This window comes from Exiguobacterium sp. s89 (assembly GCF_018617735.1).
Classification (GTDB): Bacteria; Bacillota; Bacilli; order Exiguobacteriales; family Exiguobacteriaceae; genus Exiguobacterium; species Exiguobacterium marinum.
This window is the reverse complement of the sequence record NZ_JACSKS010000001.1, coordinates 728,178-741,801: the sequence shown is the minus strand read 5'-3', so window position 1 is coordinate 741,801 and position 13,624 is coordinate 728,178. Positions and strand designations below refer to the sequence as shown.

At 50.6% G+C, this 13,624-nt stretch carries 11 protein-coding genes; 10 read left to right on the top strand and 1 reads right to left on the bottom strand.

Going from position 1 to position 13,624, the window contains the following annotated elements; all coding sequences use genetic code 11:
* Positions 1-80 precede the first annotated feature (80 nt).
* The 10 genes from KNO96_RS03800 (at position 81) to KNO96_RS03755 (ending at position 11,320) form a co-directional block, all read left to right on the top strand.
* Complete coding sequence (locus tag KNO96_RS03800) at positions 81-995, top strand: aspartate carbamoyltransferase catalytic subunit (RefSeq protein ID WP_214702279.1); 915 nt, start codon at positions 81-83, stop codon at positions 993-995.
* Positions 992-2,272 carry a dihydroorotase gene (locus tag KNO96_RS03795; RefSeq protein WP_214702278.1) on the top strand — a complete coding sequence of 427 codons (1,281 nt, stop codon included), beginning with the start codon at positions 992-994 and terminating at the stop codon, positions 2,270-2,272. The genes KNO96_RS03800 and KNO96_RS03795 overlap by 4 nt, the downstream gene beginning before the upstream one ends.
* Positions 2,250-3,332 (top strand): carbamoyl phosphate synthase small subunit, encoded by a 1,083-nt coding sequence (locus KNO96_RS03790; RefSeq protein WP_214702277.1) that lies wholly within the window; start codon positions 2,250-2,252, stop codon positions 3,330-3,332. Before KNO96_RS03795 ends, KNO96_RS03790 begins: the two co-directional genes overlap by 23 nt.
* A 1-nt stretch (position 3,333) precedes the next feature.
* Positions 3,334-6,537, top strand: a complete 3,204-nt coding sequence (gene carB, locus KNO96_RS03785) for a carbamoyl-phosphate synthase large subunit (protein WP_214702276.1) — start codon at positions 3,334-3,336, stop codon at positions 6,535-6,537.
* Positions 6,534-7,253: a dihydroorotate dehydrogenase electron transfer subunit gene (locus KNO96_RS03780; protein ID WP_214702275.1), complete on the top strand. Its 720-nt coding sequence runs from the start codon at positions 6,534-6,536 to the stop codon at positions 7,251-7,253. Before carB ends, KNO96_RS03780 begins: the two co-directional genes overlap by 4 nt.
* Positions 7,250-8,176 carry a dihydroorotate dehydrogenase gene (locus KNO96_RS03775; protein ID WP_214702274.1) on the top strand — a complete coding sequence of 309 codons (927 nt, stop codon included), beginning with the start codon at positions 7,250-7,252 and terminating at the stop codon, positions 8,174-8,176. The genes KNO96_RS03780 and KNO96_RS03775 overlap by 4 nt, the downstream gene beginning before the upstream one ends.
* Positions 8,151-8,855 carry an orotidine-5'-phosphate decarboxylase gene (gene pyrF, locus KNO96_RS03770; RefSeq protein ID WP_214702272.1) on the top strand — a complete coding sequence of 235 codons (705 nt, stop codon included), beginning with the start codon at positions 8,151-8,153 and terminating at the stop codon, positions 8,853-8,855. Before KNO96_RS03775 ends, pyrF begins: the two co-directional genes overlap by 26 nt.
* Positions 8,839-9,465 (top strand): orotate phosphoribosyltransferase, encoded by a 627-nt coding sequence (pyrE, locus tag KNO96_RS03765; RefSeq protein ID WP_026826300.1) that lies wholly within the window; start codon positions 8,839-8,841, stop codon positions 9,463-9,465. Before pyrF ends, pyrE begins: the two co-directional genes overlap by 17 nt.
* A gap of 89 nt (positions 9,466-9,554) precedes the next feature.
* Positions 9,555-10,385 carry a hypothetical protein gene (locus KNO96_RS03760; RefSeq protein ID WP_214702270.1) on the top strand — a complete coding sequence of 277 codons (831 nt, stop codon included), beginning with the start codon at positions 9,555-9,557 and terminating at the stop codon, positions 10,383-10,385.
* A complete protein-coding gene (locus KNO96_RS03755; protein WP_214702269.1) occupies positions 10,382-11,320 on the top strand; it encodes an FUSC family protein in 939 nt (312 codons plus the stop codon). The genes KNO96_RS03760 and KNO96_RS03755 overlap by 4 nt, the downstream gene beginning before the upstream one ends.
* Before the next feature lie 588 nt (positions 11,321-11,908).
* Here the strand turns inward: KNO96_RS03755 and KNO96_RS03750 are convergent.
* On the bottom strand, positions 11,909-13,600 hold the full coding sequence (locus KNO96_RS03750; protein WP_214702268.1) for an Rqc2 family fibronectin-binding protein: 1,692 nt from the start codon (positions 13,598-13,600) through the stop codon (positions 11,909-11,911).
* Positions 13,601-13,624: the final 24 nt, after the last annotated feature.

Sequence of the window (13,624 nt, the reverse complement as noted above, 5' to 3'; positions counted from 1 at the left end):
ACTCTGCTCAAGTAAAGGCGTCCCTTCACTCGGTGAAGAGACGCCTTTTCTCTTTGCCTCTACAAAAGGAGGAGACGAACATGAATACGATGCAAACCAATGTCAAACCAGTCAAACACTTCGTTAGCTTAGACACACTTTCTCTCGATGAAATCATGGGCATGATTGAAGAGTCGTTGCGCTACAAGCAAGGTGATCTTCCGCCACTATTTGACGGAAAGACGGTCGCAAACTTGTTCTTTGAAAACTCGACCCGGACGAAAAACTCGTTTCAAATGGCCGAGCGACATTTGAACATGCAAGAGATTCCGTTCGATGTGACGACATCATCTGTCACAAAAGGTGAAACATTGTATGACACATGCAAGACGCTTGAAGCAATCGGAGTAGACACGCTCGTCATCAGACACCCGGAAGCGGGGTACTATCATGAACTCGTTGAGAAATTGAACATCCCGGTACTGAATGGGGGTGATGGCAGTGGCGAACACCCATCCCAATCGTTACTCGATCTCGTCACCATCTTTGAAGAGTTCAGAACGTTTCAAGGATTGAACGTCGCCATCTGTGGAGACCTCGTTCACAGTCGTGTCGCTCGCTCGAATGCAAGTGTTCTGAATCGCCTCGGGGCAAATGTGGTCGGATGTAGTCCGGCTTCTTGGTGGGACGATTCGATGGGGTTGGAGCGAAAAGAGCTTGATGATGTCTTAGGTGAAAGTGATGTCATCATGCTGCTCCGTGTCCAGCACGAGCGCCACATTATGGGTGACATCTTTTCAAAAGAAGAGTACCACACGCGTTACGGCTTGACGGTCGAACGAATCGAACGAATGAAAGAAGGTGCCATCATCATGCACCCGGCTCCGGTCAATCGGGATGTCGAGATTGCCGGATGTTTGATTGAGCATGAACGGTCACGAATCTTCCCGCAAATGAAGAATGGGGTATACGCCCGTATGAGCATCTTAAATCGAGCATTAGGAGGTCAACAATGATACTTCAACACGCGACATGGTATGACAAGGGAACGAAGCGTACGACAGCCATTCAAGTGAAAGACGGAAAGATTGAATCACTTGACTATAAAGGGGAGACGACGGGACAAGAAATCGTCGATGCATCGGGCTATTTGCTCGCTCCAGGACTTGTCGATGTGCATGTTCATTTAAGAGAACCAGGAGGCGAAGCGAAAGAGACGATCAAGACAGGGACGCTGGCTGCTGCGGCAGGTGGTTTCACGACCATCTGCTCTATGCCGAATACGCGACCGGTTCCAGACAATCGCGAGACGATGGATGTTCTCCTTCAAAAGATTGAACAGGATGCGGTCGTCCGTGTCCTTCCATACGCCGCCATCACGAAACGACAGCTCGGTGAAGAACAAGTCGACATGGAATCGCTCGCAGATGCGTTTGCTTTCACAGATGACGGGGTCGGCGTCCAATCAGCAGCGATGATGCGTGAAGCGATGCGTGAAGCGAAACGATTGAACAAAGCAATTGTCGCTCACTGTGAGGACAATACGCTTAAAGCGGGCGCGGTCCACGAAGGGAAATTCAGTGAGGTGCATGGAATTCAAGGGATTCCGAGCCTCGCCGAAAGCATTCATATCGCTCGCGACGTTTTGATTGCTGAAGAGACAGGGTGTCACTATCACGTCTGTCACGTCTCATCGCGGCAATCGGTTCGTGTCATCCGGGATGCGAAACGGGCAGGCATCAAAGTGACCGCAGAAGTGACGCCCCATCATCTCGTCTTGAGCGAAGAGGACATCCCGGGTCTCGATGCAAACTTCAAGATGAATCCACCGCTCCGGAGCGAGGATGATCGACAAGCCCTCATCGAAGGATTATTCGACGGGACGATTGACATGATCGCAACGGACCATGCTCCCCATACAGCTGAAGAAAAAACACAAGGGATGGAGCGGGCTCCGTTTGGCATTACCGGTTTCGAAACAGCACTTCCACTTCTTTACACGACGTTTGTAAAAACCGGGGTCATGGAAGAGCATCAGTTGCTCGACTGGATGACGAAACGTCCGAGTGACGTATTCGGCTTATCGAGAGGGGAACTTCAGGTGGGGGCGGACGCGGACATGGTTTTCATCGACACGGAAACGACGCGTGTGGTCGATCCCACGACATTTTATTCAAAAGGAAAGAATACACCGTTCGCGGGGAGAGAGCTTGTCGGGTGGCCAGTCATGACGATGGTCGGCGGCGAAATTGTATATAAGGGGCGATTTGATGAAACGAACATTATGGCTTGAGGATGGCATGGCATTTGTCGGTAAAGGATTCGGGGCACCGGCGGATACGATGGGGGAAGTCGTCTTCCAGACAGGGATGACAGGTTACCAAGAAATCTTATCGGACCCATCGTACTGCGACCAAATGATTGTTCTTACGAACCCACTGATCGGGAACTATGGCGTCAATCGTGAGGATTTTGAAACGACGGTACCGATGGCAAAAGCATTAATCGTGAAAGAGGCGTGCGATACGCCATCGAACTTTCGTTCAACGGCGACACTCGACGCGACACTTACCCGCTTCGGCATTCCAGGACTAACGGATATCGATACACGGATGTTGACACGTCATTTACGTGCAAAAGGGGTAATGCGCGGCGTCCTCATCGATGGAGAGTTGACTTGGGACGAGGTACGGGCTCGATTTGATGAAGTTTCTCCAACAGATCAGGTGGCACGCGTATCGACGAAACGGACGTATGTGAGTACGGGAACTGGTCCTCGCATCGCCTTGATCGACTTCGGGGCGAAACTCGGTATCATGCGTGAACTGATGAAGCGAGAGTGTGAGGTCATCGTCTTCCCGCACGACGTGACGGCAGAAGACGTATTGCGGTATGAGCCGGACGGTATCATGTTGTCGAACGGACCTGGAGATCCAAAAGATGTTCCGACGGCACTACCACTCATCGAACAACTCATGCCGACGACTCCGATGTTCGGGATTTGTCTCGGTCACCAGCTGATCGCTCTCGCAAACGGGGCGGACACGTTCAAGCTTCCGTTCGGACACCGTGGCGCGAACCATCCGGTACTTGAGCTCGAGACAGGTGCCGTGACCATCACGTCACAAAATCATGGATATGCGGTAGAGGAAACGTCACTACTCGATACACCGCTCATCGTGACACATCGTGCGGTCAACGATGGAACGATTGAAGGGGTGAGACACCTCCACCATCCGACGTTCTCGGTACAGTACCATCCCGAGGCAGCACCGGGACCGTACGACGCCAACGACTTGTTTGACCGTTTCATGCAACTCGTACAAGAAAACAAACAGAAAGTGGGAATTTGACATGCCAAAACGACCAGATATTCAGAAAATCCTCGTAATCGGATCAGGACCGATTGTAATCGGACAAGCAGCGGAGTTTGATTATGCTGGTACACAGGCATGTCTTGCCTTGAAAGAAGAAGGCTATGAAGTCATTCTCGTCAACTCGAATCCTGCAACAATCATGACGGATCCGACGACAGCGGACCGTGTCTACATCGAACCGCTCGAACCAGAATTCGTCGAGCGGATTATCCGGCAAGAACGTCCCGATGCACTTCTGGCGACGCTAGGAGGACAAACAGGGTTGAACTTGGCATTTGAACTCGACAAACGGGGTGTCTTACGTGATTGTGGCGTGGAACTTCTCGGGACGAAACTGTCTGCGATTGTTCAGGCGGAGGACCGGGAACAGTTCCGTAACTTGATGTTTGAACTCGGTCACGGTGTACCTGAAAGTGAGATCGTCCATACGCTCGAGTCTGCTTGGGGATTTGCGGAACGGATTGGGTATCCGATCATCATCCGACCTGCGTACACGCTCGGGGGAACCGGTGGAGGGATTGCCCATGACCGGGAATCGTTCGAGCAAATCGTCGAATCTGGACTAAAAGCGAGTCCTGTGACGCAAGTCTTGTTAGAGAAATCGATTGCCGGGATGAAAGAAGTCGAGTTCGAGGTGATGCGTGACTCGAGTGACCAAGCCATCATCGTCTGTGCGATGGAAAACTTTGACCCGGTCGGAATCCACACCGGTGACTCGATTGTGTTCGCCCCGACTCAGACGCTGTCAGATCGGGATTACCAGATGCTACGTAGCGTCTCGCTCGACATCATTCGGGCACTTGGGATTGAGGGAGGATGCAACATCCAATTCGCCCTCGACCCAGACAGCTTCACGTACTACGTCATCGAGGTGAATCCACGTGTTTCCCGAAGTTCGGCGCTCGCTTCAAAAGCGACAGGCTATCCGATTGCCAAACTCGCTGCAAAGGTCGCTGTCGGCTACAAGTTATCAGAATTGAAAAACCCGGTCACAGAGACGAGCTACGCCTCGTTCGAACCGGCGCTCGATTACGTCGTCGCCAAAATCCCACGTTTCGCTTTCGATAAGTTTGAGTCCGCGGATCGCCGCTTAGGCACACAAATGAAGGCGACGGGTGAGGTCATGGCCATCGGTCGAAATTTAGAAGAGGCACTGTTAAAAGCGGTACGTTCGCTCGAACTGGGCACGGAAGAACTCTATGTTCCACAACTTCAAGCATTAGACACAGAACAGCTCGAGAATGGACTCATCCATCCGACAGACGAGCGTTTGTTCATCGTATATGAGGCCCTTCGTCGCGGATACACGGTAGAAGCGCTACACCAACTGACAAAAATCGATCGATTCTACTTACACAAACTGAGTCGGATTTGGCAAGTTGAGCAACAACTCGTCGCGGAGCCGTTAACGTCAGAACGTTTATTCGATGTGAAACGCCTCGGATTCAGTGATGTGGCAATCGCCCGCATGCTCTCGATGGATACAGAAGCGGTTCGCACGAAACGGAAAGAATGGAACATACGTCCCGTCTATAAGATGGTCGATACGTGCGCGGCCGAGTTCGCTTCTGAGACGCCATACTTCTATGGAACGTATGAAGTGGAGAATGAAGCGGTCAAGACAGACCGGGAGTCCATCCTCGTCCTCGGGTCGGGACCGATTCGAATCGGTCAAGGTGTCGAATTCGACTATGCGACCGTTCACTCGATCCAAACGATTCGAGATGCGGGTTACGAAGCAATCATCATCAACAACAACCCAGAAACGGTCTCGACGGACTTTTCCATCTCCGATCGATTGTATTTCGAGCCGTTGACGACAGAAGATGTATTCGAGGTCATCGAGAACGAGAATCCTCTTGGTGTCATCGTCCAATTCGGTGGGCAGACTGCCATCAATTTGGCGGCATCGCTAGAAGCGAACGGCGTAAAGATTCTTGGGACGGCTCTGGAAGATATCGACCGTGCCGAAGACCGGAAGGCGTTTGAAGCCACATTGTCCGCTGAGCGATTGGCTCAACCACCAGGGAAGACAGCGACAAATGTGGAAGACGCCGTCGTTTGTGCGAATGAACTCGGCTATCCGGTACTCGTCCGACCATCGTATGTCCTCGGTGGACGGGCGATGGAAATCGTTTATGAACAGTCTGAGCTTGAGCGGTACATGCGACATGCGGTCATCGCCTCGAAAGATCGACCGGTACTCATCGATCGCTATTTGACAGGAATTGAGATTGAAGTCGATGCGATCTGTGACGGGACGGACGTCTACATCCCAGGGATCATGGAGCATATCGAACGTGCCGGCGTACACTCGGGCGATTCGATTGCCGTCTATCCGCCACAACGTCTCAGTGACGAATTGAAGCAAAAAGTCGTCGACTATACGATCAAATTGGCGAAAGCATTCCGAATCAAAGGGCTTCTCAATATCCAGTTCGTCTATGCGGACGACCTATACGTCATCGAGGTGAACCCACGTGCGAGTCGTACCGTGCCGTTCATCTCGAAAGTGACAGGTTTACCGGTCGCACGGATCGCGACTCAGACGATTCTTGGGACGAGCTTGAAAGAACTCGGTCTCGGGACGGGCATTCATCCAGAGTCAGACGGTATCTCGGTCAAAGTACCAGTCTTCTCGTTTGCGAAATTGAAAGAGGTAGACCCATCGCTCGGACCAGAGATGAAGTCGACAGGGGAAGTCATGGCGACAGACCGGACGCTCGAAAAAGCGCTCTACAAAGGGCTCGTCGCAGCGGGGATGAACATCGCCTTGAAAGGGAACGTGCTCATGACGATTGCCGATCATGATAAGGATGAGGCCATCGCCTTGGCGAAACGTTTCGACCGTCTCGGTTTCCGCCTCATGGCAACGAGTGGGACGGCAGACGGTCTCGAAGCGGAACAGATGCGTGTTCGTCGAGTCGGCAAAATTCAAGAAGATGGTGAGACGATGCTCAGCGTGATCGAGCGAGGAGACGTCGACTTGATTATCAATACGACGAGTCGTGATGCCCTCGTCACAAAAGATGGCTTCTTGATTCGGCGTATGGCTGCAGAACAAGGCACGCTCTGCCTCACATCGCTCGATACAGCCGAAGCCTTGTTACAAGTCATTGAAAGTCTATCGTTCCAAACGGTCAGCATTCCGGCGTTCACAAAGTTCGGGGTGATGGTATGAAACGTGACGTGACAATTGTCAGCAACCGTCAAATCGCCAGAGCGACGATGGAGATGAAAGTACGCTGCCCCGGGGTGGAGATCGCCCCTGGGACGTTCTTTCATATCAAGACGTCCGGCTTGTTACGTCGGCCGTTGTCAGTGGCGAACGTCGAAGGAGACGAAATCACCTTCATATATAAAGTGATTGGGGAAGGAACATCTGAATTAGCTGCTAAGCGTGTTGGGGACACGTTGGACGTTCTTGGTCCACTCGGAAACGGATTTCCACTTGCACAACATGGAAAGCGGGTCGTCCTCGTCGGTGGTGGCATTGGGGTCCCACCCCTATACTACGTCAGACGTCGACTACATGAGATGGGGATCGAGACGATTGCGATTCTCGGGTTTGATTCACAAGAAAGTGTCTTTTATGAAGACGCATTTCGTGAACTTGGTGAGACCATCATCACGACAGTAGACGGCAGTCACGGGGAGCTTGGATTCGTCACGAGACCACTTGAACGCGTCGAAGCGGACGTGTTGTTTAGCTGTGGGCCGGAAGCCATGTTAAAGGCAGTCGCCGCTTCACCCATTCCTGAACGATATCTCTCGATCGAGAATCGGATGGGCTGCGGGATTGGCGCCTGTTTTGCCTGCGTCTGTCAGGCACCGGAGGGTTATGTGAAAGTCTGTAGTGACGGTCCGGTATTCAATGCGGAAGAGGTGCTGTTATGAGATTGAATGTCGAGTTACCAGGTCTTCATTTAAAAAACCCGATTATTCCGGCTTCGGGATGTTTCGGATTCGGTGAAGAGTTTGCAAAACTGTATGATCTCTCCATCTTAGGAGGCATCATGATTAAGGCAGCGACGGAGGAATCGAGGTTCGGAAATCCGACCCCACGTGTCGCCGAGACTGCACAAGGCATGCTCAATGCGATCGGTCTTCAAAATCCAGGCGTCGATGCGATCATCGAAGAAAAATTGCCATTCCTCTCGACGTTCGACACGGAAATCATCGCCAATGTCGCCGGTTCGACGCCGGGTGAGTATGTAGAAGTCGCTCGTCGAATCAGTGCAGACCCGACCATTAAAGCGGTCGAATTGAACATCTCGTGTCCGAACGTGAAATGTGGGGGCATGCAGTTTGGGACGGACCCGGTGATGGCTGCAGAACTCACGCGACTCGTCAAAGCGGCTTCGAGTAAGCCGGTCTATGTCAAGCTGTCCCCGAACGTCACGTCGATTACCGACATGGCACGAGCGGTCGAGGCGGCCGGTGCGGACGGATTGACGATGATTAACACGCTCGTCGGGATGCGAATCGATATCGAAACGGGGCGACCGATTTTAGCGAACAGAATCGGCGGATTATCCGGTCCAGCCATCAAACCGGTAGCCGTCCGAATGGTATATGAGGTCGCGCAAGCGGTCAATATTCCGATTATCGCCATGGGTGGGGTTCGAACGGTCGACGATGTGCTTGAATTCATCTACGCTGGGGCGTCAGCCGTCGCGGTCGGAACGGCAAACTTTGAGAATCCATACGTCTGTCAGGAAATCATTGATGCGCTACCGGCACGACTTGATTCACTCGGAATCGAACATATTTTGGATGTGAGGGGGAAGGCTTATGCACAACTTGTATCTCGCCCTTGACGTGGAGACACGAGAAGAAGCATTTCACTTGTTACAACCGTTCCCGAACCGACCGGCTGTCAAAGTCGGGATGGAACTTTTCTATCGGGAAGGCGCACGATTTGTTGAAGAGTTGGTCGACCGCGGTTACCCGGTCTTTCTTGATGTGAAAGTACATGATATCCCGGAGACGGCACGTCGTACGATGCGTCAAATCGGAAAACTTGGGGTGGCTGTGACGAACGTCCACACACTAGGTGGCGAAAAGATGATGCGTTATGCGTTAGACGGGTTACGTCAGGCAAGTGATACGACTCGTTTGATTGGGGTCACACAGTTGACGTCGACAGATGAACGAATGATGAAGACGGAACTAGGAATCGCAGGACGACTCGATCAAGCTGTCATCCGCCAAGCGACCCTCGCCAAACAGGCTGGACTCGACGGGGTAGTCGCGTCTGTTCAAGAAGCGAAGATGATTCATCAGGAACTCGGGGACACGTTTATGACCGTCACACCAGGTATCCGACTCGGTGAAACCGATGATGATCAAGTACGGGTCGCGACACCGAGTGAAGCTAGGCTGGCTGGTGTCCACTCGATTGTCGTCGGGCGACCGATTACACGTGCGACCGATCCGGTTACCATGTACGAACAATTCATGATGGAATGGGGACAAACGTATGAAACAAATTGCTGAAGCACTATTACAGATTGAAGCTGTCACACTTTCGCCGACCGAGCCATATACATGGTCGAGCGGGCTAAAGAGTCCGATTTATTGCGACAATCGGTTAACACTCAGTTATCCTGAAGTTCGTCAGGTGATCATCGATAAGTTGGTGAAGTCGATTACCCCTACACAGGTTGATGTCATCGCAGGCACAGCTACGGCCGGTATTCCTCACGGGGCATTGCTCGCTGACCGACTTGGTCTTCCTTTCATCTATGTTCGTTCGAGTGCGAAAGGACATGGAAAGGGAAATCAAATCGAGGGGAAACTCGATATAGGCGCACGCGTGCTCGTCATCGAGGACTTGTTGTCGACAGGGATGTCAAGTATCGATGCAGCGAAAGCGATTCTTGAAGCGGGTAGTAAGGTCGTTGGGATTCAAGCCATCTTCTCTTACGAATTGCCGATTCTCGAAAAAAATCTAGCCGCGGCAAACCTTTCTGCCGAGTCATTGACGACATTCTCAGAATTAATTGAAGTTGCAGAAACGAAAGGAATCCTCAACCGTTCGGAACTTAATTCTTTACGTGAGTGGCAGCAAGACCCCCGTGCTTGGAGCGATTTGGTCACCTCTTAAGAATCCACCCTCGGGCGGATTCTTTTTCGATTCGGCATATGTCATACTTCATGGTAAAATAACGGAAGTGATTCAAAAAGGAGAGGCATATGGCGTATTCAAGAAGCAAAGAGAAGACATGGAGCGCACGGTTTCGTGCGATTCCGAAACACCGTAAAATCGCCTTCGGTCTTGTCTTGACCATCATCCCAACGCTGTTTTTCGTGAATTTATTTGTATTCAGCCATTTATTAGCGTTAGGAGACCAATACGAAGACCGATATCAAATGAAAAAGTTGCGACTCGAAACGAATCATGGCAACGTCGAATTTGTGCGAAGTCCAAATGAAAAAGTTCAGATTGAAGTGATGCAAACGAACTCAAAAGAACGACGAATCAAAGTCAAATCAGTCGGAGATACCATCTATATCGTCGAGCGTTATGGATGGTTCAGTTATGTTGGTAGCCGAGCAAGTGACGAACCATCGCGATATAAAATCCGTGTCTCATTGCCTAGCTCGATGACATCGATTCATCTCGATGCAGAACAAGTGACCGGGCAAGGATTAAACGCGAAGACCATTGTCATGAACGTCAATGCCGTCAACTTGAAGCAAATCGATAGCGACCGTCTGCGAATCGAATCAAAAAGTGATACGACGATCGAGTCGGCAAGGCTCGTGAGCGGGGTCATTCGTTCTTATCGCCATGCGACCGTCAGTGACGTCGTCGTCAATCAGGCGATGACCATTCAAACGGAAGCGGGAACGCTCAGTTATACGCCAAAACATGCGACCGGGCAAGTGAACGTGACGACAGCGGGGAAGGTTACAAGCAGCGACCGTTATGAGGAAGTCGAGCCGGGTGTCTATCAATTGTCTACCTCGAATCGACCAGTCGTGGAGTTGATTTCTGAAACAGGGAAGGTCGATTTGAAATGAATGGAAAACGATACATCCCGAAAGTCGGGCTTCGTACGTTAAAGACTGGTATTGCCGTTTCGATTACCGTCGCTATCTCATGGTATGTATTTGGAATTTATTCTGGAATGGGGGCCATCGCAGCCGTTGTTGCGATGCAACCGACGGTCAAACGTTCCTCAAATATTGTATTCAGCCGAATCTTTGGAACGGTAGTCGGTCTCATGTGCGGACTCTTTATCGTTTACTTATTCGGCGTCAATCCGCTATCAATCGGATTGGCCGTCATCGTGGCCCTCACGCTCAATACGACGTTTGATAAGACACATATGTCGACATATGCGGCATTTGCCATCGTCATGATGCTCGAAAGTCCGACTTCTGATTTCTTTCATTACGCATGGACGCGTTCGTTATTGACGGCGGTCGGAGTGTTCGTCTCACTTGGCGTCAACTATGCGTTTTTGCCGCCTCGTTATGAAGATCGGTTATTAAATGAGGTACGAAAGACTTCATCCTTCCTGTTTCATCATTGGCGCGAACTCGTCGGCTCACCGGCTGAACTATTGGAGACGCGAGCCCGTATTCTAGGGCATCAAGAGTTGCATATGATGCTTCAAGAGGATATGAAAGTGACGAACGTTAAATTGAAATATATGACGATTAAACAGTACCGATTATTGATTCACCTTGAAGACAAACTCGTATTGTTACTAGAAAGTTTAGCCGAACATCGAGAAGCGCTTTTAATGATGAGTGAGGAAGAACGACAAGCGTTCGAATCTGAATTTTTATATTTACTGGCACACCATCACGATATTCTTTATACATGTGACAAGCCCTATTCGCTCTTCAAACTTCCACATGAAGATTTATCCGTTTCAGAAATTTTACATGGGCATTTGCTCGACTATCATGAACAGCTCGAAGCGTTCAAGCATGATCCGAAAACGTGAACCCTCTACACGTAGAAGACCCGCCATGATGATGACGGGTCCAGCTTGTTGACAAATAACATGTTCGAACTCGTCCTTCCGGCGCCCACGCTTTCTTGTAGGAGTCGGGGGCGCCGTCGGGCGAGCAACGCAAACGGTCGTCATCTGGCGGCCGTTTGTTTTCTTCCAAGGCCTCGACGGCCGAAGAAAAAGCTCGATACTTACTTCGAATCGATGTATCAGGGGGAAGGGAAGGTAGACGCCGAGCCCGCCCGTCATTGACCCCGAGATCATCCTCCTCGGGCCGCTGTTCAAGATCCGTTCCGTTCGTCAGACCGTGAAGGATGGATCGTGTCGACTTGTTGATCATTAGATCCGCCCCCTGTGTGTTCTTCTCACACCATTATATGGGACGAAGGACAAAAGGTGACCAAGAACGGGCAGGCGAGACTCCTGAGGGAATAGCAAGCAAAGGGAGACCCAGCAGTGACGCAGTCGCGATGCGGCTCCCTGCTTGCCCCTAGGAAAGCGAGCCATGTCCGGATTGGGCATAACACCTATACTTTGTCTATAGTCTGGACCCGCCATCACCATGGCGGGTCTTCATGTTCACGATTGTTTCAATGACTTCATCAATTGTTCATCTGGGGTCACATAGACGGTCTGTTGATCCGTATAGATGACGAACCCTGGTTTCGCACCGCTCGGTTTTTTCACGAAGCGAGCACGTGTGTAATCGACAGGGACGCCACTCGACGCACGTGCCTTCGAGTAATAGGCTGCGACTGATGCGGCTTCGAGTAATGTCGTCTCATCCGGTTCCGTCGAACGAATGATGACGTGAGAACCTGGGATGTCTTTGACGTGTAACCAAATCTCGTCACGACGCGCAAATTTGAACGTCAGATGGTCGTTTTGTGTATTATTCTTCCCGACGAAGAATTCTGTGCCCGTTGAAGAGGTGTATGCCTCGAGTGAAATCTTCGGATTTGCTTTTTTCTTTTGACGCTTTTGACGGATGTATCCTTCTTCTGCGAGTTCTTCCCGAATCTCGAGCAGATCCGATGGTGATGCGACGTCGAGTTGCGCGATGAGTGTTTCTAGGTACGCAATCTCCGCATCGTTCAGTTCAAGCTGTTTCTTTACTTCGACTTTCGCGACTTTCAGTTTGTTGTATTTCTTATAGTATTGTTGCGCATTCTCATTCGGTGTTTTGAGTGGGTCGAGTGGAATGGAGATGGTCGCACCGTTCTCGTCATAATAATCAACGACTTCGGCAACACGCATCCCTTTCTCCAATTGGAACAGATATGTCGTCAACAACTCACCGTATTTTTGTAACTCATCCGCTCGCTCCGTCGCTTTCAAATCATCCAAGAGGCGGCGGCGTTTCAATTGATTCTTTTCGAGTTCTGATTTTAAGAGACGTTCGACATCGTGCGCTTGTTGTCTGACGCGGTCCCGGTTCGCCTTTTCATAATAGAAACGGTCGAGCACTTCTTTACTCGATTCATACGTTTCCTCGGTTTCGATGTCTCCAGCTGTCAACGCAATCGGAGCGAATCGTTCTTTCCCACTCGCGAGTTGTTGAAAGACGTATGGTCCGTCGAGTTGACGTAGAACGTTCTCGAACGCTTGCTGCAAGGAATCACGGTTCGGCATCTTCGTGAGATGGACGACTTCTTGAGCGATTTGAGGGCTGACGCCTGCGAACGTGGCGACAATTTGTTTATCCAACTTACCGGCATTCCAATCGATGCGCTTCAATCCTTCCGTCATTTCTGTCAACGGATCAAACTTGTTTTGTTCAGGCGGGAGTAGATAGTCACTTCCTGGCATGATTGTCCGGTACGTATTTTGTGAAGGGGGAAGATGTTTGATTGCATCTAAAATCTTGCCCTCTTCCGTCGTCAAGACGACGTTCGAGTGGCGCCCCATCAGTTCGATGTATACTTTCTTCGATTCTTCATCGCCGAGCTCATTACGAGAGCGAACCGAAATGACGATGACGCGGTCCCGTCCGATTTGTTCGACCGCCGTGATGAATCCGCCTTCTATATGCTTACGAAGCATCATGCAAAACATCGGTGGTTCTTGCGGATTTTTAATCGGTGTATCCGTCAATTGGAGACGGGCATACATTGCGTTTGCTGATATGAGTAGTTGCGCGTTCTGTCGATTCGAGCGAATCTGTAGCATCAAGTCGAGTGAATACGGTTGATGTACTTTGTTGACTCGTCCTCCGACGAGCGATTGTAATTCTTTTACGACACGATATGTCATTAATCCATCATAAGCCAATGATCTCATCACCTTTGTTCATTT